The organism is Streptomyces sp. NPDC056503 (assembly GCF_042794995.1).
Taxonomy (GTDB): domain Bacteria; phylum Actinomycetota; class Actinomycetes; order Streptomycetales; family Streptomycetaceae; genus Streptomyces.
This window is the reverse complement of the sequence record NZ_JBHTST010000061.1, coordinates 21,254-43,562: the sequence shown is the minus strand read 5'-3', so window position 1 is coordinate 43,562 and position 22,309 is coordinate 21,254. Positions and strand designations below refer to the sequence as shown.

General features: G+C 73.7%; 19 protein-coding genes. 9 read left to right on the top strand and 10 right to left on the bottom strand.

Features of this window, described 5'->3' with window-relative positions; translation table 11 throughout:
* Positions 1-44: 44 nt before the first annotated feature.
* Both ACFQ8C_RS19765 and ACFQ8C_RS19760 read left to right on the top strand, forming a co-directional pair.
* Positions 45-869, top strand: a complete 825-nt coding sequence (locus tag ACFQ8C_RS19765) for an EI24 domain-containing protein (RefSeq protein ID WP_383459017.1) — start codon at positions 45-47, stop codon at positions 867-869.
* Positions 870-880: 11 nt separating this feature from the next.
* Positions 881-1,702 (top strand): pectate lyase, encoded by an 822-nt coding sequence (locus ACFQ8C_RS19760; protein ID WP_383459014.1) that lies wholly within the window; start codon positions 881-883, stop codon positions 1,700-1,702.
* Between the two features lie 10 nt (positions 1,703-1,712).
* On the opposite strand, the gene ACFQ8C_RS19755 is transcribed toward ACFQ8C_RS19760, so the two are convergent.
* Positions 1,713-2,678, bottom strand: a complete 966-nt coding sequence (locus tag ACFQ8C_RS19755) for a LysR family transcriptional regulator (protein WP_383459011.1) — start codon at positions 2,676-2,678, stop codon at positions 1,713-1,715.
* Between the two features lie 136 nt (positions 2,679-2,814).
* Here ACFQ8C_RS19755 and ACFQ8C_RS19750 point away from each other — a divergent pair, with 136 nt between their 5' ends.
* Entirely contained in the window at positions 2,815-5,004 is a 2,190-nt protein-coding gene (locus tag ACFQ8C_RS19750; RefSeq protein ID WP_383459008.1) for a M4 family metallopeptidase, read from the top strand.
* Positions 5,005-5,153: 149 nt separating this feature from the next.
* On the opposite strand, the gene ACFQ8C_RS19745 is transcribed toward ACFQ8C_RS19750, so the two are convergent.
* Both ACFQ8C_RS19745 and ACFQ8C_RS19740 read right to left on the bottom strand, forming a co-directional pair.
* On the bottom strand, positions 5,154-5,879 hold the full coding sequence (locus ACFQ8C_RS19745) for a carbon-nitrogen hydrolase family protein (protein ID WP_383459006.1): 726 nt from the start codon (positions 5,877-5,879) through the stop codon (positions 5,154-5,156).
* 274 nt (positions 5,880-6,153) lie between these two features.
* Positions 6,154-6,726: a TetR/AcrR family transcriptional regulator gene (locus tag ACFQ8C_RS19740; RefSeq protein ID WP_383459003.1), complete on the bottom strand. Its 573-nt coding sequence runs from the start codon at positions 6,724-6,726 to the stop codon at positions 6,154-6,156.
* Positions 6,727-6,831: 105 nt separating this feature from the next.
* Between ACFQ8C_RS19740 and ACFQ8C_RS19735 the strand changes: the two genes are divergently transcribed.
* The gene (locus tag ACFQ8C_RS19735) at positions 6,832-9,294 is read left to right on the top strand and encodes a glycoside hydrolase family 3 protein (RefSeq protein WP_383459000.1); all 2,463 of its coding nucleotides are present in this window, start codon (positions 6,832-6,834) and stop codon (positions 9,292-9,294) included.
* A 51-nt stretch (positions 9,295-9,345) separates the two neighbouring features.
* Here the strand turns inward: ACFQ8C_RS19735 and ACFQ8C_RS19730 are convergent, their stop codons facing one another.
* Positions 9,346-10,287: an SGNH/GDSL hydrolase family protein gene (locus ACFQ8C_RS19730; RefSeq protein WP_383458998.1), complete on the bottom strand. Its 942-nt coding sequence runs from the start codon at positions 10,285-10,287 to the stop codon at positions 9,346-9,348.
* Positions 10,288-10,548: 261 nt separating this feature from the next.
* On the opposite strand from ACFQ8C_RS19730, the gene ACFQ8C_RS19725 reads away from it, so the two are divergent.
* Both ACFQ8C_RS19725 and ACFQ8C_RS19720 read left to right on the top strand, forming a co-directional pair.
* On the top strand, positions 10,549-11,043 hold the full coding sequence (locus ACFQ8C_RS19725) for a DUF3145 domain-containing protein (protein WP_383458995.1): 495 nt from the start codon (positions 10,549-10,551) through the stop codon (positions 11,041-11,043).
* Between the two features lie 71 nt (positions 11,044-11,114).
* The gene (locus ACFQ8C_RS19720) at positions 11,115-12,158 is read left to right on the top strand and encodes a PQQ-binding-like beta-propeller repeat protein (protein ID WP_383458993.1); all 1,044 of its coding nucleotides are present in this window, start codon (positions 11,115-11,117) and stop codon (positions 12,156-12,158) included.
* A gap of 79 nt (positions 12,159-12,237) precedes the next feature.
* Here ACFQ8C_RS19720 and fabF read toward each other — a convergent pair whose 3' ends face one another.
* From fabF to fasR, 5 genes are all read right to left on the bottom strand, one after another.
* Positions 12,238-13,500 (bottom strand): beta-ketoacyl-ACP synthase II, encoded by a 1,263-nt coding sequence (fabF, locus tag ACFQ8C_RS19715; RefSeq protein WP_383458990.1) that lies wholly within the window; start codon positions 13,498-13,500, stop codon positions 12,238-12,240.
* Positions 13,501-13,609: 109 nt separating this feature from the next.
* Positions 13,610-13,858, bottom strand: coding sequence for an acyl carrier protein (locus ACFQ8C_RS19710; RefSeq protein ID WP_383458987.1), 249 nt, complete (start codon positions 13,856-13,858; stop codon positions 13,610-13,612).
* Positions 13,859-13,917: 59 nt separating this feature from the next.
* Positions 13,918-14,952, bottom strand: coding sequence for a ketoacyl-ACP synthase III (locus ACFQ8C_RS19705; RefSeq protein WP_383458984.1), 1,035 nt, complete (start codon positions 14,950-14,952; stop codon positions 13,918-13,920).
* An 18-nt stretch (positions 14,953-14,970) separates the two neighbouring features.
* Positions 14,971-15,888, bottom strand: coding sequence for an ACP S-malonyltransferase (locus ACFQ8C_RS19700; RefSeq protein ID WP_383458981.1), 918 nt, complete (start codon positions 15,886-15,888; stop codon positions 14,971-14,973).
* Positions 15,889-15,977: 89 nt separating this feature from the next.
* On the bottom strand, positions 15,978-17,177 hold the full coding sequence (gene fasR / locus ACFQ8C_RS19695) for a fatty acid biosynthesis transcriptional regulator FasR (protein WP_383458978.1): 1,200 nt from the start codon (positions 17,175-17,177) through the stop codon (positions 15,978-15,980).
* A gap of 63 nt (positions 17,178-17,240) precedes the next feature.
* Between fasR and ACFQ8C_RS19690 the strand changes: the two genes are divergently transcribed.
* Complete coding sequence (locus ACFQ8C_RS19690; protein WP_383458975.1) at positions 17,241-17,885, top strand: pirin family protein; 645 nt, start codon at positions 17,241-17,243, stop codon at positions 17,883-17,885.
* Positions 17,886-18,028: 143 nt separating this feature from the next.
* On the opposite strand, the gene ACFQ8C_RS19685 is transcribed toward ACFQ8C_RS19690, so the two are convergent.
* Positions 18,029-19,210, bottom strand: coding sequence for an Ig-like domain-containing protein (locus tag ACFQ8C_RS19685; protein ID WP_383458973.1), 1,182 nt, complete (start codon positions 19,208-19,210; stop codon positions 18,029-18,031).
* Between the two features lie 212 nt (positions 19,211-19,422).
* On the opposite strand from ACFQ8C_RS19685, the gene ACFQ8C_RS19680 reads away from it, so the two are divergent.
* Positions 19,423-20,628, top strand: a complete 1,206-nt coding sequence (locus ACFQ8C_RS19680; protein WP_383458970.1) for a lipid II:glycine glycyltransferase FemX — start codon at positions 19,423-19,425, stop codon at positions 20,626-20,628.
* Positions 20,625-22,253, top strand: coding sequence for a murein biosynthesis integral membrane protein MurJ (murJ, locus tag ACFQ8C_RS19675; protein WP_383458967.1), 1,629 nt, complete (start codon positions 20,625-20,627; stop codon positions 22,251-22,253). The genes ACFQ8C_RS19680 and murJ overlap by 4 nt, the downstream gene beginning before the upstream one ends.
* The last annotated feature ends 56 nt before the right edge of the window (positions 22,254-22,309 follow it).

Here is a 22,309-nt window from a genome sequence, read left to right as displayed (position 1 = left end):
GCCGCACCCCGGTCGCCCGGGGTGCGGCCCGTTAGGCTGCGCGCATGCGTGATTTCGGGGTGGGTTTCGGTTATCTGGTCCAGGGCCAGAAGTGGGTGGCGCGACACGGCCGCCAGTTCGGTTTCGGGTTGCTGCCCGGTCTGGTGACGCTCCTCCTCTACGCCGGGGCCCTGGTCGGCCTCGGGTTCGGGGCGGACGACCTGGTGGCCTGGGCGACGCCCTTCGCCGACGACTGGTCCTCCCCGTGGCTCGGCCTCTTCCGCAACGCCCTGACGGCGTTCGTGTTCGTCTTCGGCCTCTTCCTCGCCGTCATCACCTTCACCGCCGTCACCCTCCTCGTCGGCCAGCCCTTCTACGAGTCCCTCTCCGAGGACGTCGACCGCGACCAGGGCGGCGAGGCCCCCGAATCCGGGCTGCCGCTCTGGCGCGAGCTGTGGATCTCGGCCCGTGACAGCCTCCGGGTCGTCCTCCGGGTCGCCTTCTACGGCATCCTCCTCTTCGCCTGCGGCTTCATCCCCGTCGTCGGCCAGACCGTCGTGCCCGCGCTCGGCTTCTGCGTCTCCGGCTTCTTCCTCGCCGAGGAACTGACCGCCGTCGCGCTCCAGCGGCGCGGCGTCGAACTCAAGGAGCGCCTCACCCTCCTGCGCGGGCGCCGCGGCGCCGTGCTCGGGTTCGGCGTCCCCCTCGCCCTCGCCTTCCTCGTCCCCTTCGTGGCGGTCTTCCTGATGCCCGGCGCGGTGGCCGGCGCCACCCTCATGGTCCGCGACCTCCGCGGCGAGCCGAAGAAGGACGCCACCGGAAACGATCAAGGAGGCGGCAACCTTTCCGCCCCGGGCGGCGACCAGGGGGTGCACCACATCCCCCACTGAAGAAGAGAGCCATGACGTCACACAAGCGCAGGACGGGCCGCCGCAGGGCGCTCGTCGGCGGCCTGGCCGCGTTCGGAGTCACCGGCGCGGCCCTCGTCACGACCGGCCTGCTCGCCCCGGCGGGCGCGGCCCCGGCCGCCGTCCCCGCCTGGCCGGCGGCCAAGGGCGAGAAGCCGGTCGCCGCCACCATCGAGGTCTCCGGCACCTACGACGGCAAGCTGAGGCGCTTCTCCGGCACCGGCGACCTCGGCTCCGACGGGCAGGACGAGAGCCAGCAGCCGCTCTTCGTCCTCAAGGACGGCGCCACCCTCAAGAACGTCGTGCTCGGCACCCCCGCCGCCGACGGCGTGCACTGCCTCGGCAGCTGCACCCTCCAGAACGTCTGGTGGGAGAACGTCGGCGAGGACGCCGCCACCTTCAAGGGAACCTCGGCCACCGCCGTCTACACGGTCCACGGCGGCGGCGCCAGGGGCGCCTCCGACAAGGTCTTCCAGTTCAACGGCGCCGGCAAGCTGGTCGTGACCAGGTTCCAGGTCTCCGACTTCGGCAAGCTCGTCCGCTCCTGCGGCAACTGCAGGAAGCAGTACCGGCGCACGATCATCCTCAACGACGTCGACATCACCGCCCCCGGCAAGTCGATCGTCGGCGTCAACGCCAACTACGGCGACACCGCCGCCCTGCGGAACGTCCGCGTCCACGGCGACCCCAAGAAGAAGATCAAGCCCTGCACCCGCTTCACCGGCAACGACACCGGCAAGGAGCCCAAGGAGACCGGTACCGGCCCCGACGGCACCACCTGCCGCTACACGGCCTCCGACGTCTCGTACGACTAGGCCGTAGGGCTCACTCCGCCGTCAGGACCGGATGCAGTTCCGGCCTGGCGTCCCACCACTCCCGGTGGAAGGCGTTGTTGCCCACGTTCGCGAGGTACGCCTCGGCCGCCGCCCGGTACAGCAGTTCCGCGTGCCGGGCGGAGACGGCGGACCGGTTCCAGGCGAGCCGGATCCGTCCGGTCACCGGATCGCCCTCCAGGGGGCGGAGCACGGTCCCCTCGGTCGGCGGGGCGGTGGGCTGGCTCAGCGAGATCGCGCGGCCCGAGGCGATGAGGTCGTAGTGGATCTTCCGGTCGGCGACCCGGTGCCGGAGCGACGGGGTGAAGCCGGCCCGGCCGCAGGCGGCGACCAGCGCCTCGGGGCCGCCGTCGTCGTCCTCGACCAGCGTCATCCAGGACTCGTCCGCCAGCTCGGCCAGCGCGATCCGCTCCTTCCCGGCCAGCGGGTGCCGCGCCGAGAGCCGTACGCAGAAGGGTTCCTTCGCGATCAGGGTCCGGGCCGTCGTGCCCTGCGGCAGGGGGACCTCGTGGTCGTTGACCTCGCCGTACAGCACCGCGTCGTAGCGGCCCGCGCCCAGCTGCCGGGTCAGTGTCGTCGCCGACTGCTCGACCGTCACCGCGATCTCCCGGCCCGCCACGACCTGTTCGAGACCGACGAGCAGCCGGTCCACCAGGACCAGCAGGATGCAGCCGAGCCGCAGCGGGGAGGCCGGGTCGGCGGCCCGCGCGCCCGCCGCGAGCGCGTCCATCTCGCCGAGCACGAGCCGCGCCTTGGAGAGGACGAACTCGCCCAGCGGGGTGGGCTCCACACCGCGCCGCCCCCGCAGGAACAGCTCCCCGCCCGCGACCCGCTCGATCCGCCGGAGCTGCGCCGAGAGCGCCGGCTGCGAGATGCCGAGCCGGTGTGCCGCGCGGCCCAGGCTGCCCGCCTCCGCAATCCGGCAGACGGCTTCCAGATGCCTCAACTCCAGCTGCATTTCAGCAGCGTACGCAGCACCGCACGGCCGCACCATAACCCGCGTCTTATGCCGGATGAGATGTCCCGAACTGGCCATGTCCACGCCCATACTCGGCGCGACGATCCGTCTCCCCCACCCTGAACGGAGCACGACGTTGCACCCCACCAGACTCACGGCGGCCGTGACCGCCCTGGCCCTCTCGGCGAGCCTCGCGACCGTCCTCGCCGGGACCGCCTCCGCCGCTCCCCAGGCGCAGCCGGTCCCGCCGGGCCACGGGAAGTCCCTGGCCCTGGCGGCCGCGGACACCGCCGCCGCCAGCGGCCTCGACGAACTGCGGCACGGCGCCGACGAGGAGCTCGTCCGGACGTCCGTCACCCCCTGGGCGAACGGCCTCTACTACGCCGCCTACCAGCGGACGTACAAGGGCCTTCCGGTCCACGGCGGCGGCGACGCCGTCGTCCTCTCCGACTCCTCCGGCAAGGTCCGCGACGTCACCGGCGCCGCGGCCCCCGCCCTGAGGCTGTCGACGAGCGCCAAGGTCACCGCCGTGGCCGCCCTCGCCACCGCCCGCGGCCAGCTGGCCGCCGTGGAGAGCGCGAGCGCCCCCGAACTGACCGTGCTCCTCAAGGCCGGCAAGCCCGTCCTCGCCTGGCACACCCTGGTCGTCGGCCGCACCGCGAAGGACCTGCCCAGCTCGCTCGACACCTACGTCGACGCCCGTACCGGCAAGGTCGCCCAGGCCACCGACAAGGTCCGGCACGCCGACGGGCGCGGCTACCACAACGGCAACGTCACCATCGACACCGCCGCGTCCTCCATGACCGACACCAGCCGCGGCTCCTTCAAGTGCGGCGGCCAGAACGGCAGCGCGTACACGGGCTCCTCCCCGTGGGGCAACGGCGGCGCCAACGACCTCGTCACCGCCTGCGTCGACATCATGTACGCGGCCCAGCGCGAGTCGAACATGCTCAAGGAGTGGTTCGGCTACAACGGCATCAACGGCCAGGGCGGCATGGTCCCGGCCCGCGCCGGACTCTCCGAGGTCAACGCGTACTACGACGGTACGAAGACCACCTACGGGCGCAACCAGAACGGCACCAACCAGCTCACCGGCATCGACGTCGTGGCCCACGAGTACGGCCACGAGATCTTCGACCGGACCCCGGGCTCGGCCGGCTCGTCCAACGAGAACGGCGGCATGAACGAGTCCACCGGCGACATCTTCGGCGCGCTCACCGAGCACTACGCCAACAACCCGAACGACACTCCCGACTACACGGTCGGCGAGGAGCTGAACTTCACCGGCAACAACCAGCCGATCCGCAACATGTACAACCCCTCGCTCATCAACAACGACCCCAACTGCTACCCGCAGCTGTCCTCCGGCACCGAGGTGCACGCGGCGGCCGGCCCGCAGAACCACTGGTTCTACCTGCTCGCCGAGGGCTCCAACCCGGGCGGCGGCAAGCCGAACAGCCCCATATGTTCCGGCGGCCCGTCCTCCGTCACCGGCATCGGCATCCAGAAGGCCGGCAAGATCTTCATGGGCGCCCTGCTCCTGAAGACCTCCTCCTGGAACCACCTCGCGGCCCGCCGCGCCACCCTCACCACCGCCAAGAACACCTACGGCGCCACCGAGTGCAACGCGGTGAAGGCGGCCTGGAACGCGATCGGCGTCCCCGCCCAGTCCGGCGAGACCGACTGCGGCGGCACCACCACGCCGGACTTCTCGCTCTCCCTGAACCCGTCCTCGGGCTCCGCGCAGCCGGACACCTCGGTGACCGCCACCGTCAACACCAGCACCACCGGCGGCTCCGCGCAGACCGTCCAGCTCTCCGCGAGCGGCGCCCCCAGCGGCGTCAACGTCTCCTTCAACCCGGCCTCGGTGACCTCGGGCAACTCCGCGACGATGACCGTCAAGGTCGCCGCCGGCACCCCGAACGGCACCTACCCGATCACCGTCACCGGTACGGGCTCCGCCACCCACACCGTCACCTACCAGCTGACGGTCGGCACCACGACCCCGCCCACGGGCTGTGACGACACCGAGTACACCTACCAGGGCACGCTCGCCTCGGGTCAGGCCGCCGCCCAGCCGGACGGCTCGTACTACTACGCGGCGAGCGCCGGCACCCACGTCGGCTGCCTGCGCGGTCCGGCCGGCACCGACTTCGACCTCTACCTCCAGAAGTGGAACGGAGCGGGCTGGGCCGACGTGGCCGTCGGCGGCACCGCCGGTGCCGACGAGGACACCAGCTACTACGGCACCGCGGGCTACTACCGCTACGTCGTGCACGCCTACAGCGGCTCCGGCGCCTACACGCTGGGCCTGAGCGCCCCGTAAGGGGCGAAGAGCGCCCCGGGGCGGGGTCCTGACGCCCCGCCCGCAGGGGTCGGGAGGCACATGGCGGACCGGGGGTTCCGTCGTACGCCTCCCGGGCCGGGCCGCCGGAGTCCCACGGCGGTCCGGCCCTTCCGCGCGTCCGGCCGGGCTCAGCCCACCTCGGCGAGCACGAACCCCGGCTTCCTGGAGCCCGCGTCGGCGAGCCGCTCGCCGTCCGGGCCCCAGACGCCGGCCATGCCGCCGCCCTCGCCGACCTCGCTCGGCCCGAGGGAGTTGGCGAGCGCCACGTACAGGCCGAAGTCCCGCGCCCGCGCCGGATAGACGGTCTCGAAGGAGTCGTTCCCGGCCTCCAGCATCGAACTCGCCAGGTAGACCGCGCAGCCGTCGGCGGCGGCCCGTTCGGCCAGCTCGGGGAAGCGGTTGTCGTAGCAGGTGGCGAGCGCGAACCGGAGTCCGCCGAGCTCGAACCGCCCGTCCTCGGTGCCGGCGGTGAAGGTGTCCGTCTCCGCCCCGTGGAACAGGTGCCGCTTGTCGTAGCGGGTGAGCGGCGAACCGTCCGGGCCGATCACCAGCGTGGTCAGACCGGGGAGCGAACCGCCGCCCCGGACCGGCCCGTTGACGACGGCGGCGGCCCCGGTCGCCCGGCAGGCCTCGCGGACCGGTTCGAGGCGCGGGTCGTCCTCGGCCAGGACCAGCGCCGGGTCCTCCCGGACGAGGGCCGGTTCGTACCCGGTGAGCGACAGCTCCGCGAAGACGACCAGCCGGGCGCCGGCGGCCCCGGCCTCCCGGACCAGACCGGCGATCGTACGGACGTTGGCCTCGACGTCCCCGGCGACCGGGGCGAACTGGGCGGTGGCGATCAGCATGACGCCCATGCTCCCAGCTCCCCGCCGGGCGTCCCCGCGGGGGACCGGCGGAGGCGGCCCCGGCCCCGCGAAAACCCCGGGACGCGTGCGTACGCCGTGACCTAGGCTCGCCGGAACGGTGCCGCGCGCGGCACCGCGGGGTGCGGGGCCGTGGCAGAGCGGCCGATTGCGGAGCCGGGCCGAGGAGGTTCCCGAAGCCCGGGGAGAGGGAGCGGTCGCCGGACCTGGCGGCCGACTCGCGCGGGTTCGAATCCCGCCGGCCCCGCACCCGCCCCGCGGGCCGCTACTCCTCGGCGGCCCCGGACAGCAGCCGCAGGAAGTCCCGGAAGGCGCCGGGCATGTCGACCGAGGACGGATCCAGGAGCCACTGGTACTGGAGGCCGTCCATCACGGCGGTGAGCAGCGGGGCCGCCCGCTCCGGGGTGAGGCCGCCCGGCAGCCGCTCGCCGAACTCCAGGCGCAGCACGTCCGCCATGTTGGCCCGCACCTGCGCGTACCGCTCGGTGAAGAAGGCCCGTGCCGGGTGTCCGTCGGTGACGCTCTCGCCGAGCAGCGCGGAGAAGGTCTGCACGATCCCGGGCCGCATCGCGTTGTACTCGACCAGCGATTCGAGCAGGTCGAGGCGCCAGCCCTCGCGGTCCCGGCCGCCGCTGGTGTCCCAGCGGTCGCGCTCCTCCAGGACGGCGACGAGCAGGGCCTCCTTGGTGGGGAAGTAGTGCAGCAGGCCCTGCTGGGTCAGGCCGACGCGCTCGGCGACGGAACCGAGCGTCGCGCCCCGGTAGCCGCGCTCGGCGATGACCTCCAGGGCGGCGCGGAGGATCTCCGCGCGGCGCTCCTCGCTCCTGGTCCGTGCCATCGGCCGGCCCCCTTTCCGCAGGTCCCTGTTCCCAGGACCGTACGCCATCCGAAAAGTAACGAACGAATAACATCACCTACCGATCTACAGGTAGGTGTGGCCATCATGGCAGCACCAGCACTTCAACGCGGAGGTACGGACGTGAACGAGGACGCCGTGCGCGAGGCAGCCGTCGAGGCCGCCCTCGCCCAGCTCGACCTGGACGCCAGGACCCGGCTCCTGGGCGGCCAGGACATGTGGTCGCTGCCCGCGATCCCGGAGATCGGACTGGCGTCGCTCGTCATGTCCGACGGCCCCGTCGGCGTCCGCGGCGTCCGCTGGACCGCCGACGACCCGTCCGTCGCCCTGCCGTCCCCGACCGCGCTCGCCGCCACCTGGGACCCCGCCCTCGCCCGCCGGGCCGGCCGGCTCCTCGCCCAGGAGGCCCGCCGCAAGGGCGTCCACGTGCTGCTCGCCCCCACCGTCAACCTGCACCGCACCCCGCTCGGCGGCCGCCACTTCGAGGCGTACAGCGAGGACCCGTACCTCACCGGCGCCATCGGCACCGGCTACGTCCAGGGTGTCCAGGACGGCGGCGTCGGCACCACCGTCAAGCACTTCGTCGCCAACGACGCCGAGACCGACCGCTTCACCGTCGACAACAGGATCGCCCCGCGCCCGCTCCGCGAGCTCTACCTCGCCCCCTTCGAGGCGATCGTCGCCAACGCCCACCCCTGGGGCATCATGACCGCCTACAACCAGGTCAACGGCGTGACGATGACCGAGCACCGCTACCTCGTCGACGAGGTCCTGCGCGGCGAGTGGGGCTTCGACGGCTGCAACGTCTCCGACTGGATGGCCGCCCGCTCCACCACCGGCGACATCACCGGCGGCCTCGACGTGGCCATGCCCGGACCCGGCACCGTCTACGGCGAGCACCTCGCCGCCGCCGTCCGGTCCGGCGAGGTCGAGGAGTCCGCCGTCGACGCCGCCGTACGGAACGTGCTGCGGCTCGCCGCCCGCGTCGGCGCCCTCGAAGGCGCCCCCGCCGCCGTCCCCGAGCCCCCCGCCGCGATCGACGGCGACGCCCTCGCCCGCGAGGTCGCCCGCCGCGGCTTCGTCCTCGTCCGCAACGAGCGCCGGGCGCTTCCCCTGAAGCCCGGCACCGTCGCCCTCTCCGGCGCCGCCGCCCGCGACGCCCGCGTCCTCGGCGGCGGCTCCGCCCAGGTCTTCCCCGAACACGTCGTCTCCCCGCTCGCCGGCCTCACCGCCGCCCTCCCCGACGGCGCCCTCACCTTCCGCGTCGGCGCCGACCCCAGCGAGGAACTCGCCCCCGCCGACCAGGGCTTCACCCTCCGCGCGGTCTGCCGCGACGCCGACGGCACCGTCCTCGGCGAGGGCACCCTCCCCAACGGCCAGGTCCAGTGGATCGGCGACGACCTCCCCGCCGGCGTCACCCACGACGCCCTCGCCTCCATCGAGGTCACCGGCGCCTTCACGCCCCGCGAGACCGGCGCGCACTCCTTCGGCACCCGCGGCCTCGGCGCCTTCGCCCTCACCGTCGACGGGCGCGAACTCTTCGACGGCGTGCAGGAGATGGGCCCCGAGACCGACCCCTTCGAGGCCTTCTTCGGCTCCCCGGTCGAGCGCGGCACGGTCGAGCTCACCGCCGGCCGGACCGTCGAGGTCTCCCTCCGGCACACCCTCGCCAAGGAGTTCGCGGCCCCGCTCCCGGCCGTCATGTTCTCCTTCGTCCACCTCGGTCCCCGCCGGGACCCCGACGAACTGATCGCCGAAGCCGTCGAGGCCGCCCGCGCCGCCGACACCGCCGTCGTGGTCGTCGCCACCACCGAGCGCGTCGAGTCCGAGGGCTTCGACCGCAAGGACCTCGCCCTCCCCGGCCGCCAGGACGACCTGGTCCGCGCCGTCGCCGCCGCCAACCCGAACACGGTCGTCGTCGTCAACGCCGGCTCCCCGGTCGAACTGCCCTGGCGCGACGACGTGGCCGCGATCCTGCTCGGCTGGTTCCCGGGCCAGGAGGGCGGCGACGCCCTCGCCGACGTGCTCACCGGCGCCGAGGAGCCCGGCGGCCGCCTCCCCACCACCTGGCCGGTCGCCCTCGCCGACGCCCCCGTCACCGAGGTCATCCCCACCGAGGGCGCACTGGACTACACCGAGGGCCTGTTCATCGGCTACCGCGCCTGGGACAAGGCCGGCGCCGCCCCCGCGTACCCCTTCGGCCACGGCCTCGGCTACACCACCTGGTCGTACGACTCCGTCACCGCCACCCCCGAGACGGTCACCGTCCGCCTCACCAACACCGGGGACCGCCCCGGCCGCGAGACCGTCCAGCTCTACCTCGCGCCGGTCGCCGACACCGTGGAGCGCCCCGTCCGCTGGCTCGCCGCCTTCGCCGGTGTCGAGGCCGCGCCCGGCGAGACCGTCGAGACGGTGATCGCCCTCCCGCGCCGCGCCTTCGAGATCTGGGACGAGGAGAAGAACGCCTGGACCCTCGTCCCCGGCCGCTACGAGGTGCACGCCGCCCACTCCCTGGCCGACCCGCGCCTGACCGCCACCGTGGAGCTCTAGCTCCCCGCGCACGGTCCCGGGGTGGCGGACCTGACGCCCGCCGCCCCGGGGCTACTCCTCCGTGATCCGCCGGTACGCCAGCTCCGCCAGGCGTGCCTGTCCGTCGCGGCTCGGATGGAACCAGTCCCAGGTGCTCAGCAGCGACTCGTCGAAGCGGAAGCCGAAGACCGCGCCGCCGTCGTACCGGCAGAGCCCGTCCGCCGCGCAGACCTCCGCGAGCACCTCGTTGTACGCCACCACCCGGTCGCGCACCGCCGTCCGCCGCGCCTCGGCCGCCGCCCCCAGGTCCTCCGGGTCCGCCAGCATCGCGCCGCAGACGCCCAGTTCCCACACCCGCAGCGCCAGGGGGCTGGTCCGGCCGGTGTCCCACAGGCGCAGCAGGTCCGGCACGCTCGCCACGTACACCCGGGCCTCGGGCGCGTCCTTCCGCAGCCGGGCCAGCGCCGTCTCGAAGAAGTGGCGGAAGTCCTCCACCGGCGTCATCGCCGCCGCGGTCGGCCGGCAGGCGTCGTTGGCGCCGATCATCACCGTGACCAGCCCGGGCCGTTCCGCCGCCGCCCGGGCCATCTGCTCCGGCAGCGCCGTCACCCGGGCCCCGCTCCGGGCCAGGTTCCAGCTGTTCCCGGCCACCCGGTCGGCGCCGAGCAGGCGCAGCGCCAGGCTGTTCACCGCCGGGTCCGTGCCGGTCGCCCAGGACGCCTCGGGGCAGTCCGCGAGGAGCGCGCAGGCGTCGAAGGCGCGGGTGAGGGAGTCGCCGACGGCGGCGACGGACGTGGGGGAGACGTTCCACCGGGACGTCGGCGTGGGCGTGGGGGTCGGAGTCGGAATCGGTGCCCGAGTCGGCGTGGGCGTCCGCGTCGACGGGGCAGTCGGCTCCGGCGACGACGCCGCTTCGGCGCGGGGGGCCGGCGAACTCGTACAGCCCGCGAGCGCGGCGACCGCGAGCACCGCTCCCACGGCGGCGGTACGGATGCGGTGTCGGCCGTACGGCACCGGCCCCTCCTTCGCGCTGACGTCCTGGCGAGTGAAAGCTTCGTGTCCACCCGCCCCCGGGCCGACCGTACGTCACCCTGATGACGGTGCGGCACGGTAGCTTTTCCCCGTCGAACCTGCGGCGCGCCCGCGCCGACCGGCTCCGGTAAATTACATCACGTCACATGCTGTCCCTTTTCAGAAGGTTTGCGGAGTTCTGCTCCTGATGCTGTTTACCGAGGCCGCTGGGAAGGCGAACCTCGTCCCACACTGGAGGTCCCGGTGACGACACGTGGAGTCCTGTACGTACACTCCGCACCGCGCGCGCTCTGCCCGCACGTCGAATGGGCGGTGGGAGGTGTCCTCGGCGCGAGGGTCCAGCTCGACTGGGTCCGTCAGCCCGCGGCGCCCGGCACCTGGAGAGCCGAGTTCTCCTGGCGGGGCGAGACCGGCACCGCCTCCAAACTCGCCTCCGCCCTGCGCGGCTGGCAGATGCTCCGCTTCGAGGTGACCGCCGAGCCCTGCCCCACCGCGGAGGGCGAGCGCTACAGCGCCACTCCCGACCTGGGCATCTTCCACGCCGTCACCGGCATGCACGGCGACATCCTCGTCCCCGAGGACCGGCTCCGCGCCGCGCTCGCCCGCGCCGCGCAGGGCGAGACGGTCCTGGAGGCCGAGGTCGCCCGACTCCTCGGCAAGCCCTGGGACGACGAACTGGAGCCCTTCCGCTACGCCGGCGAGGGCGCCCCGGTCCGCTGGCTTCACCAGGTCGTCTGAGACCGTTCACCCGGGCCCGCTAGCTTCCCGCCCCGAGGCGCGCACGGAGCGCGCGGGGCGGGGGACGGGCCTTGAGGAATCTGCGGAGGACGGTCGGCGCGGCCGCCATCCTGCCGGCGGGGACGGCGCTGGGCGCGGCCCTGGTGCTGCTGGCGGGCTTCGTCTACCAGGTGGTGGCGGGGGACGCGAGCGGCGCCATGGCGGCGTGGGCGCTCGGGCTGCTGGTGCTGGCGGTGGTCCTCCTCGGCGTCTTCGGCGCGATGCTGCCGGACGAGGGCGCCGAGACCGCGGTGGCGCCGGACGGGCCGGGCGGGCCGGGCGGCGCCCCCGTGAAGCCCGCCCCGGGCGAGCCCGGGGAGCCCTCTCCCGACAGGCCCGGGGCGGCCCCGTCGGGGGACTGGTTCGACGACTGGTTCGACGTGCTCACCTTCTGCCTCGTCCTGCTCGGTCTCGTCGCCGGAGGCCCCGTCGGCATCGCCGGCTACGAGGCCCTGCGTCCGAGGACGGCCGCGGCGGCGCCCCCGTCCCCCTCCCCGCCGGTCTCTCCGTCGGTCTCCCCGTCCGCCTCGCCCCGGCCGCCCGGGGAGGCCTCCGTCGCCTGGACGGTGCCGCCCGTCGGAGGCCCGTACGACACGGCGCCCGGCGCCTGGGGGCTCGGCGACGCGGTCGTCCACGTCCGGCTCGACGGGCTCTGGGCGTACGCCGTCCGCGACGGTGCCGTGCGCTGGAGCGTTCCGGCGCCCCCGCGCGAGGCCGTGTGCGCGATGAGCCCCTCCACCGGGGGGCCCATCGGGCTCGTCGCGTTCGGGCGGCACGAGAAGCCCTGCGCGACCCTCGTGGCCGTGCACACCTCGACCGGGAAGGTGCTGTGGCGGCAGCCGGTCCGGGGCGCGGGGCTCGCCGCGTACGGCCTCGCGGCCGGCGGCTCCACGGCCGTCGCCGCGGAGGACCGGGTGGTGCGCGGCCGCTCCGCCGAGACCGGGGAGGAGCGCTGGCGGCGCCCGCTCGCCCCGGACTGCGCGATCCGTCCTCTCCTCCTGCCCGCCACCGGCGTCCACGTCATCGTGAACCGGGTGGCGTCCGCCCCCCAGCCGGCCGTCCTGGCCCTGCGCTGACACGCCGGAAGGCCCGCCGCGCCGACACGCCGGAAGGCCCGCCCCGAAGAACGGGGCGGGCCTTTAGGGCGGGCGCGGGTCAGACCGTGCGGAAGGCCAGGACGACGTTGTGGCCGCCGAAGCCGAAGGAGTTGTTGACCGCGGCGATCGTGCCCTGGGGGAGCTCGCGGGGGGTGTCGCGGACGATGTCCGCCTCGACCTCCGCGTCCAGGTCGTCGATGTTGATCGTCGGCGGGGCGAGGCGGTGGTGGAGCGCCAGGACCGTCGCGACGGTCTCGATGCCGCCGGCGCCGCCGAGGAGGTGGCCGGTCATCGACTTGGTCGCGGAGACCGCCACGTGGTCGAGGTCGTCGCCGAAGACCTTCCGCAGCGCCTTGATCTCGGCGACGTCGCCCTGCGGCGTCGACGTGGCGTGCGCGTTGAGGTGCACGACCTCGGCCGGCTTCAGGTCGGTGGTCTCCAGCAGGTGCTGGAGCGCGGAGGCGATGCCCCGGCCGGTCGGCTCGGGCTGCGCGATGTGGTGGCTGTCGGCCGACAGGCCCTGGCCGATCGCCTCGCAGTAGATCTTCGCGCCGCGGGCCTTGGCGTGCTCCTCGGACTCCAGGATCACGACGCCGGCGCCCTCGCCGAGCACGAAGCCGTCGCGGCCGGTGTCGTAGGGGCGCGAGGCCTTCGTCGGCTCGTCGTTGTTCTTGGACATCGCCATCATGTTGGCGAAGGCGGCGATCGGCAGCGGGTGGATCGCGGCCTCGGTGCCACCGGCGACGACCACGTCGGCACGGCCGTTGCGGATCATCTCGATGGCGTAGCCGATCGCCTCGGCGCCCGACGCGCAGGCGGAGACCGGGGTGTGGACGCCGGCGCGGGCGTTCACCTCCAGACCCACGTTGGCGGAGGGGCCGTTCGGCATCAGCATGGGCACGGTGTGCGGGGAGACGCGGCGGACGCCCCGCTCCTTCAGCACGTCGTACTGGTCGAGCAGGGTCGTGACGCCGCCGATGCCGGAGGCGATCACGGAGCCGAGCCGCTCGGGCGTGACGGCCGCGTCCTCGCCGGCGGGGGCGGTGAAGCCCGCGTCGGCCCACGCCTCACGCGCCGCGATCAGCGCGAACTGCGCCGAGCGGTCCAGCTTGCGGGCGAGCGGGCGGGGCAGCACGTCGCCCGGGTCCACCGCGGCGAACGCGGCGATCTTGACGGGCAGTTCGGCGAAGCGCTCGCCCTCCAGGGGCTTGACGCCGGAGCGTCCCGCAAGAAGACCTTCCCAGGTCGTCGCGGAGTCGCCACCCAGCGGTGTGGTTGCGCCGATACCGGTGACGACCACGGTGCGATTGGTCGAGCTCACAGGAATTCGTTCTCCATGTGTGTGATGGTCGAAAGACGGCGCCACCGCCGGGTGGCGGACCGAGTCAGCGGGGACCGGGCCCCGTGGGGCCTGGTCCACCAGGGCCGAATCAGGCCTGGTGCTTGAGGATGTAGGAGACGGCGTCGCCCACGGTCTTGAGCTCCTTGACGTCCTCGTCGGGGATCTTGACGTCGAAGCGCTCCTCGGCGGCGACGACGACCTCGACCATGGACAGGGAGTCGACGTCCAGGTCGTCGGTGAAGGACTTGTCGAGCTCGACGTCGTTGACCGGGATGCCGGCGATCTCGTTCACGATCTCGGCGAGACCTTCGACGAGCTGCTCCTGGGTGAAGGCCATGGTGGCGCTCCTTCTGTGGTTGCTGGGGTGAGTGGGGCTTCCGGGAGATTCCCGGTCGCCTAGGGGAGAGTAACGACCGTCGCGGCGAACGCGAGACCCGCCCCGAAGCCGATGACGAGCGCGGTGTCGCCGCTCTTCGCCTGTCCGGTCGCCAGGAGCCGCTCCATCGCGAGCGGGATCGAGGCGGCCGAGGTGTTGCCGGAGGTCTCGACGTCGCGGGCGACCGTGACGTGCTCCGGCAGCTTCAGGGTCTTCACCATCGAGTCGATGATCCGCATGTTGGCCTGGTGCGGGATGAAGACGTCCAGGTCGTCCGCCGTGATGCCGGCGGCGTCGAGCGCCTGCTGGGCCACCTTGGCCATCTCGAAGACGGCCCAGCGGAAGACCGCCTGGCCCTCCTGCGTGATGGCCGGGAACTTGATCTCGCCGGCCTCGTTGAGCGGGAGGTTGGAGACGTCGCCGACGGCGAAGTCGTTCCACGGCACGGTCTGCCGGATGTGGTCCGCCTTGTCGCCCTCGGAACCCCAGACGGTGGGGCCCATGTGCGGCACGTCGGAGGGGCCGACCACGACCGCGCCGGCGCCGTCGCCGAACAGGAAGGCCGTCGCGCGGTCCTCCAGGTCGGTCATGTCGCTGAGCCGCTCCACGCCGATCACGAGCACGTACTCCGCCGAACCCTCGACGATCATGCCCTTGGCGAGGGCGAGGCCGTAGCCGAAGCCCGCGCAGCCGGCGGAGATGTCGAACGCGGCCGGCTTCCCGGTCGGGCTGATCTTGTCCGCGATCTCGGTGGCGACGGCCGGGGTCTGCTTGAAGTGCGACACCGTGGAGACGACGACGGCGCCGATCTGCTCCGGGGCGATCCCGGCCGCGGCGATCGCCTTGCCCGAGGCCTCCACCGACATGGCGCTGACGGTCTCCTCGGAGGAGGCCCAGTGGCGGGTGACGATGCCCGAGCGCGAGCGGATCCACTCGTCCGACGAGTCGATCTTCTCGAGGATCACCTCGTTGGGCACGACGCGGGCCGGGCGGTAGGCGCCGACGCCCAGGATGCGTGCGTACGGGGAGCCCTTGCTGGGCTTGATCTTCGACATGCTTCTCGACACTCCTCGTCAGACGGCCGTGTGCTCGGCGACGAGCGTACGGGCCGCGTCCAGGTCGTCGGGCGTCTTGAGGGCCACGGTGGCCACGCCCGGCAGCGCGCGCTTGGCGATGCCGGTGAGGGTGCCGCCCGGGCAGACCTCGATCAGCGCGGTGGCGCCGAGGCCCTGGAAGGTCTCCATGCACAGGTCCCAGCGGACCGGGTTGGCGACCTGGCCGACCAGGCGGGCGAGGACCTCGGCGCCGGTGGCGACGGTCTGCCCGTCCTTGTTGGAGACGTATGTCACGGTCGGGTCGGCCGGGGCCAGTTCCTTCGCGGCCTGCTCCAGGGTGGCGACCGCGGGGGCCATGTGGTGCGTGTGGAAGGCGCCGGCGACCTTGAGCGGGACGACCCGGCGGACGCCCTCGGGCTTGTCCTCGGCCAGGGCGGCCAGCTGCTCCAGCGTGCCGGCGGCCACGATCTGGCCCGCGCCGTTCACGTTGGCCGGGGTGAGGCCCAGCTTCTCCAGGTGCGGGACGGTCACCTCGGGGTCGCCGCCGAGCAGCGCCGACATGCCGGTCGGGGTGATCGCGGCCGCGTCGGCCATCGCCAGACCGCGGGTCCGTACGAGACGGAGGGCGGCGGTGGCGTCGAGGACGCCGGCGAACGCGGCGGCGGTGAACTCGCCGACGCTGTGACCGGCGACCGCGCCGGGGGACACGTCGCCGAGGGCGGCGGCGGAGAGGAGACCGGCCGCGACGAGCAGCGGCTGGGCCACGGCGGTGTCACGGATCTCGTCCGCGTCCGCCTTCGTGCCGTAGTGGACGAGGTCGAGCCCGATCGCGTCCGACCAGGCCGCGAGGCGGTCGGCGGCGCCGGGGAGTTCGAGCCAGGGAGTCAGGAAGCCGGGCGTCTGGGCGCCTTGGCCGGGAGCGACGAGTACGAGCACCCTCACACTCTCTCTTGCGGACGGTGTCCCGCGCCCGTGGGGACTAGGACGAAGAACCGTCGGGGTAATTGTCGGTGTTCGACAAAAGTCTAGGACTGGCTGTCCGCGTCGGCCAAGCGTCCGAGGATCAGGGCGATCCGCAGGGTGAACGCGGAACGGACGTCGGAGGGTGACCAGCCGGTGACGTCGGTCACACGTCGGAGCCGGTAGCGCACGGTGTTCGGGTGGACGAAGAGCATCCTCGCCGCGCCTTCGAGACTGCTGGCCTGCTCCAGGTAGACACTCAGAGTTTCCAGCAGCGCCGAGCCCGCTTCCTCCAGCGGTCTGTAGATCTCCTCCACCAACTGCTCGCGCGCCGAAGGGTCCGAGGCGATCGCGCGCTCCGGCAGCAGATCGTCCGCGAGCACCGGCCGGGGCGCGTCCTGCCACGCCGTGCCCGCCTTGAGCCCGGCCGCGGCGGCCTGCGCGGACCGCGTCGCCGCCAGCAGGTCGGGCACCACGGGCCCGGCCACCACCGGGCCCGGCGCGTACGGCCCGATCAGCGCCTTCGCCACGGCGATCGGATTGTCGGAGCCGCCCGCGATCACCACGAGCCGGTCGCCGAGCACTCCGGTGAGCACCTGGAGCTTGGCGTGCCGGGCCGCCCGCCGGATCGCCTCCACGGTCAGCTCGCTGTCGCCGTCCGGGGCGGTGCCGAGCACGACGCACACGTGGTCCGGCGAGTTCCAGCCCAGCGCGGCGGCCCGGGACACGGCGCCCTCGTCGGCCTCGCCGGAGAGCACCGCGTTCACCACCAGCGACTCCAGGCGGGCGTCCCAGGCGCCGCGGGCCTCCGCCGCCTGCGCGTACACCTGGGCGGTCGCGAAGGCGATCTCCCGCGCGTACACGAGCAGCGCCTCGCGCAGCACCGACTCGTCGCCGGGCGCGGCGACGTCCTCGATCGCCACCTCCATGACCTCGATGGTCGTCCGGACCATCTCCACGGTCTGGCGCAGCGTGATCGCCCGGGTCAGTTCGCGCGGCGCGGTGCCGAAGACGTCCGTCGAGATCGCCTGCGGGGTCTCCGGGTGCCGGAACCACTCCGTGAACGCGGCGATACCGGCCTGCGCGACCAGACCGATCCACGAGCGGTTCTCGGGAGGCATCGCCCGGTACCACGGCAGCGTCTCGTCCATGCGGGCAATGGCGTTGGCGGCGAGCCGCCCGGAGGACTGTTCGAGGCGTTTCAGGGTCGCGGTGTGCGGATGAGCGGCGTTCGTGGGTTCAGACACGGGACAAGACTGCCTCATCCGGACGCGGACGTGCGGGGTCGGGGCGGTTTCGCCGCCGCGGGCCCCGCTACCGTACGGGGGATGATCCGCATCCAGCGCGCGGGCGACCGCTACCCCGGCGGCGACCCCGGGGCCGGCGTCGAGACCCGGCACGCCTTCTCCTTCGGGCCGCACTACGACCCCGACAACCTCCGCTTCGGTCCCCTCCTCGCGGTCAACGAGGAGCGCCTCGCCCCGGGCGCCGGCTTCGACGAGCACCCGCACTCCCACACGGAGATCATCACGTGGGTGGTGGAGGGCGAGCTCACCCACCGCGACACGACGGGCCACGAGACGACGGTCCGCCCCGGCGACCTCCAGCACCTCTCCTCGGCGGCCGGCGTCCGCCACGTGGAGCGCAACGCCGGCCCCGCCCCGCTGGTCTTCCTCCAGATGTGGCTGGCCCCCCTGGAGCCGGGCGGCTCGCCCTCGTACGGCCTGGTCCGCGGCCTCCCCGGCCGGTACGCCCTTCCGGCGGCGGCGGCGACCCTCCACGTCCACCGCCTGGCGCGGCACGAGGAGGCGGCCCTCCCGGAGGCGGACACCGTCTACGTCCACGTGGTGAGGGGCGAGATCCGCCTGGCGGACGAGACCCTGCGGGAGGGCGACGCGGCGAGGATCACGGCGGAGCGGTCCCTCCGCCCGCAGGCCACGGCGCCGGCCGAGCTCCTGGTCTGGGAGGCCTAGCCCCCGGGCCGCCCCCTCGGGGCCGCCCATCCGGGCCGCCCTCTCGGGACTGCCCCCGGGGTCGTCCATCCGGGCCGCCCTCTCGGGAATGCCCCCGGGGCCGCCCACCCGGGCCGCCCTCTCGGGCCGACCCCTCGGGGGCTTCAACGCACCGCGCTCTTCGCCTTCCACTCCGCCCAGGACAGGTTCCACGCCCCGTACCCGTTCCCCTCGGCGACCACGCCCTTCGTCTCGGCGCCCTTGATCTCGAAGGGGTCGCCGACGTTGACGCTCGCGTAGAAGGAGGCGGCGTCCGCGTCGCTCATGCCGATGCACCCCGAGCTCTTGTTGGCCTTGCCGAACCACCCGGCGTTCCACGGCGCCGCGTGGGCGTACATCCCCGACCAGGTCAGCCGCATCGAGTAGTCGACCATCTTGTCGTAGGCGTCGCCGAGGCCGACCGTCTCCGAGTTCATGTTGATGGTCCCCTCCTTCGCCATCAGCACGGCCGTCCCCCGCCAGGACCGCTTGTCGCCACCGGGCGTCCCGCCGGAGACGAGGATGGTCCGCGCCGTCCGCCCGTCCTTCACCAGGCTCAGCCGCTTGGTGTCCAGGTCGACCTTCACCACCTGCGACGCGCCGATGGTGAACCCGGTCCGGTAGTCGCGCACGAACCAGCCGTCGCCGGAGTCCGTGCCGTTGAGGTCCGCCTCCAGCGTGACCTTCGTGCCCGGCTTCCAGTACTCGCGCGGCCGCCAGTCGACCCGGTCGCGCCCGGAGTAGTCGGTCACCCACCCCCACGACCCCTCGGTGCCGTTCGACGTGGTCACCTTCAACTGCCGCTCCACGTCGGCCTTCCGCTTCACCGGCCGGTCGAAGACGATCGACAGCGGCTGCCCGATGCCGACGGTCGTGTTCTTCCCGGGCGCCAGCGTCAGCTTGTTGACCTGCTCCGCCTTCTCCGTGGCGAAGGTGGACCGGGTCGTCGTCTCCTTCCCGCCGGCGTCGCGCGAGACGACCTCGACCGTGTACGAGGCCCCCGGCGCCGCCTTGCGGTCCGAGGTCCAGCTCGCCCCGCCCGCCGCGGACTTCCCGGCCAGCCGCCCGCCCTCCGCGTCCGTGACCGTCACCGAGGAGAGCGTCCCGCCGGCCGCCGTCACCGTCACCGGCTTCCCGGCCGCGGGCTTCACGACGGTCACCTTGGCGGGCGGCCCGTCCTGCGCGGCCCCGCTCGACGGGGCGGTGGAGGAGCCGGGACCGCTCGCCGCCTGGGCCGTGCAGGCGGTGAGGGAGACGGCGAGGGCGACGGCGGCAAGGGCGGGCCGGGACGTGCGTATCGGCGGCACGGAGCACCTCCGGAAGAGGAGAGAAAAGGGTGGGATGCCCGGACTCTAGGCCGCCCGCGGCCTCCACCGCCCCGTCGGAGGCCCGTATGACGGGCGCTGATGAAAAACGGTCATCGTCCCGTCACACACGCCGCGCGGACCCGTCTCATCCGGCTGTGAGCCTGCTGTGCGCCGCGCCACCGAGGGGCGGACGAAGCAAGGAGGCTCCCGTTGTGTCAGCGCTGCTCGTGACGCCCGCACCCGTGAAGCGCCGCCCCGCCGCCGGGCCGTCGCCCGTCGGCCCGCTCCGGCTCGGCCCCGTGTCCCCGGAGGCGTACCGCGCCTTCCTCGCGGCCCGCTCCACCGGCGCGGACGGCCCCAGCTTCCTCCAACTCCCCGCCTGGGCCGAGGTGAAGGAGGGGTGGAGCCACCAACTCGTCGGCTGGGGAACCGAGTCGGGCGCGCTGACCGGCGTCGCCCTCGTCCTGCTGCGGACCTTCCCCGGCACCCGCAAGCACTTCGCCTACCTCCCCGAGGGGCCCGTCGCCGACTGGGCCGACCCCGACCTCGACCGCTGGCTCGACCCGCTCCTCGCCCACCTGAAGGCCTCCGGAGTCTTCGCCGTGCGCATCGGACCCGGGCCCTCCCACCGCCGTTGGACCGCCGCCACCGTCAAGGCCGCCGCCGGACCGGGCCGCCGGCTCGGCGACGTCCTCGCCGACGAGGTCGACCCGCTCGGCACCGCCGTCGCCGAACGGCTCCGCGCCCGCGGCTGGAAGCGCTGCGGCGGCGACTCCGAGGACGGCGCCGACGCCCAGCCCCGCCACGTCTTCCAGGTGCCGCTCACCGGCCGCACCACCGACGACCTCTGGTCCGGCCTCAACCAGGAGTGGCGGCGCAACGTCCGCAAGGCCCGCAAGTCCGGCGTCGAGATCACCGTCGGATCCGCCGCCGACCTCCCCGAGTTCCACCGGCTGCTGCGCGTCACCGAGGAGCGCGACGGCTTCCGCCTCGGCCGCTCCCTCGCCTACTACGAGCGCCAGTACGCGGTCCTCAACGCCGAGCACGCCGGCCGGATGAAGCTCTACCTCGCCCGCCACGAGGGCGAGATACTCGCCGCCCACACCATGATCACCGTCGGCCGGCGGGTCTGGTACCAGACCGGCGCCTCCGCCGACCACCGCCGCGAGGTCCGCCCCTCCAACGCCCTCCAGTGGCGGATGCTGCTCGACGCCCACGCCCTCGGGGCCGACGTCTACGACCTGCGCGGGGTACCCTCCACCCTCGATCCGGACGACCGTGCCCACGGGCTGCTGCGCTGGAAGCTCGGCACGGGCGGACAGGTCGTCGAGACGCTGGGGGAGTGGGAGACACCGATGCACGGAACGACCAACCAGGCGCTGTACCGCGCCTTCCAGGCATACATGAACCGCCGATGAGCGCCGGCACCACCCTCGCGCCGCCCGCGCCGTCCCGGCGGAAGCAGCCGTCCGCGCTGCGCAGCAGCGCCCTCATGGCGGCCGGCTCGCTCGTCTCCCGCGCCACCGGCTTCGTCCGCGCCGCCGTCGTCGCCGCCGCGCTCGGCGCGGGCCTCGTCGCGGACGGCTACGCGGTGGGCAACTCCGTCCCCACCATCGTCTACACGCTGCTCCTCGGCGGCGCCCTCAACGCCGTCTTCGTGCCCGAACTGGTCAAGGCCGCCAAGGAGCACGAGGACGGCGGCGCCGCCTACACCGACCGCCTCCTCACCCTCTGCGGGCTGGCCCTCGTCGTCCTCACCGCCGCCGCCGTCCTCGCCGCGCCCGCGCTCGTCGACGGCTACACCGACTACACCGGCGGTCAGCGGGACCTCACGATCGCCTTCACGCGCGCGTGCCTCCCGCAGATCCTCTTCCTCGGCCTCTTCACCCTCCTCGGGCAGGTCCTCAACGCCCGGGGCCGCTTCGGCGCCATGATGTGGACCCCCGTCCTCAACAACATCGTGGCCGTCGCCGTCTTCGGCCTCTTCCTCGCCGTCGGCGACGGCGGCGAGCTCACGGCGGGGGAGACCGCCCTCCTCGGCTGGGGCACCACCGCCGGCATCGCCGCCCAGGCCCTCGCCCTGCTGCCCGCCCTGCGCGCCGCCCGCTTCCGCTTCCGGCCCCGCTTCGACTGGCGCGGCAGCGGCCTGACCGCCCCGCTGCGCGCCGCCGGCTGGCTCGTCCTGCTCGTCCTCACCAACCAGGCCGCCTACTGGGTCACCACCTGGGTCGCGACCTCCGCGGGCACGGACACCGACACCGGAGGCGCCGGCCTCGCCGCGTACAACAACGCCTACCTGCTGTGGGCCGTCCCGCACGGCATCGTCACCGTCTCCCTGGTCACCGCCCTCATGCCCCGCATGAGCGGCGCCGCCGCCGACGGCGACCTCGCCGCCGTGCGCCGGGACGTCGGCTACGCCCAGCGCACCACGGCCGCCGCCGTCGTCCCCGCCGCCTGCGCCCTCTTCGCCCTCGCCGTCCCGCTCATGTCGGTCGTCTTCGGGTACGGGGCGACCGACGCGGCCGACGTACGCGCCATGGCCTGGACGCTGACCGCCCTCGCCCCCGGCCTCGTCGCCCTCTCCGGGCAGTACGTGTGCACCCGCGCCTTCTACGCGCTCCGCGACACCCGCACCCCCTTCCTGCTCAACCTGGTGATCGCCGGCCTCAACGCGCTGCTCTCCCTCGCCGCGTACCACTGGCTGCCCACCCGCTGGGCCGTCACCGGCATGGCCGCCGGCTACTCGCTCGCCCTCTGGGCGGGCTGGGCGCTCACCGCGTACGTCCTGCGGCGGCGCCTCCCGGCGGCCGGGGCGGAGGCGGACGGCGGCGGCCTCGGCCGGCTCCTGCTCGCCGCCGTCCCCGCCACCGGCTACGGCCTCTTCGTCACCGACGTGACCGCCCCCGTCGGCGCCGTCGTCTCCGGTCTCGCCGGCGCGGTCACCGTCGCCGGCTCCTTCGCCCTCCTCGCCCGGCCGCTGCGCCTCACCGAGGTCTCCGCCCTCCTCACGGCCGCCACGGGCCGCCTCGCCCGCCGGACCTGACACCACCGCGGCCTCCCCCTCGCGGGGGCCTCCACCGACCTTGGGATACTCCACGA

Excerpts from the sequence above, each read along its gene's own strand:
- ACFQ8C_RS19765 (WP_383459017.1), top strand. The coding sequence starts at position 45 with ATGCGTGATTTCGGGGTGGGTTTCGGTTATCTGGTCCAGGGCCAGAAG.
- ACFQ8C_RS19760 (WP_383459014.1), top strand. The coding sequence starts at position 881 with ATGACGTCACACAAGCGCAGGACGGGCCGCCGCAGGGCGCTCGTCGGC.
- ACFQ8C_RS19755 (WP_383459011.1), bottom strand. The coding sequence starts at position 2,678 with ATGCAGCTGGAGTTGAGGCATCTGGAAGCCGTCTGCCGGATTGCGGAG.
- ACFQ8C_RS19745 (WP_383459006.1), bottom strand. The coding sequence starts at position 5,879 with ATGGGCGTCATGCTGATCGCCACCGCCCAGTTCGCCCCGGTCGCCGGG.
- ACFQ8C_RS19740 (WP_383459003.1), bottom strand. The coding sequence starts at position 6,726 with ATGGCACGGACCAGGAGCGAGGAGCGCCGCGCGGAGATCCTCCGCGCC.
- ACFQ8C_RS19735 (WP_383459000.1), top strand. The coding sequence starts at position 6,832 with ATGGCAGCACCAGCACTTCAACGCGGAGGTACGGACGTGAACGAGGAC.
- ACFQ8C_RS19710 (WP_383458987.1), bottom strand. The coding sequence starts at position 13,858 with ATGGCCTTCACCCAGGAGCAGCTCGTCGAAGGTCTCGCCGAGATCGTG.
- ACFQ8C_RS19705 (WP_383458984.1), bottom strand. The coding sequence starts at position 14,952 with ATGTCGAAGATCAAGCCCAGCAAGGGCTCCCCGTACGCACGCATCCTG.
- fasR (WP_383458978.1), bottom strand. The coding sequence starts at position 17,177 with ATGAGGCAGTCTTGTCCCGTGTCTGAACCCACGAACGCCGCTCATCCG.
- ACFQ8C_RS19690 (WP_383458975.1), top strand. The coding sequence starts at position 17,241 with ATGATCCGCATCCAGCGCGCGGGCGACCGCTACCCCGGCGGCGACCCC.
- murJ (WP_383458967.1), top strand. The coding sequence starts at position 20,625 with ATGAGCGCCGGCACCACCCTCGCGCCGCCCGCGCCGTCCCGGCGGAAG.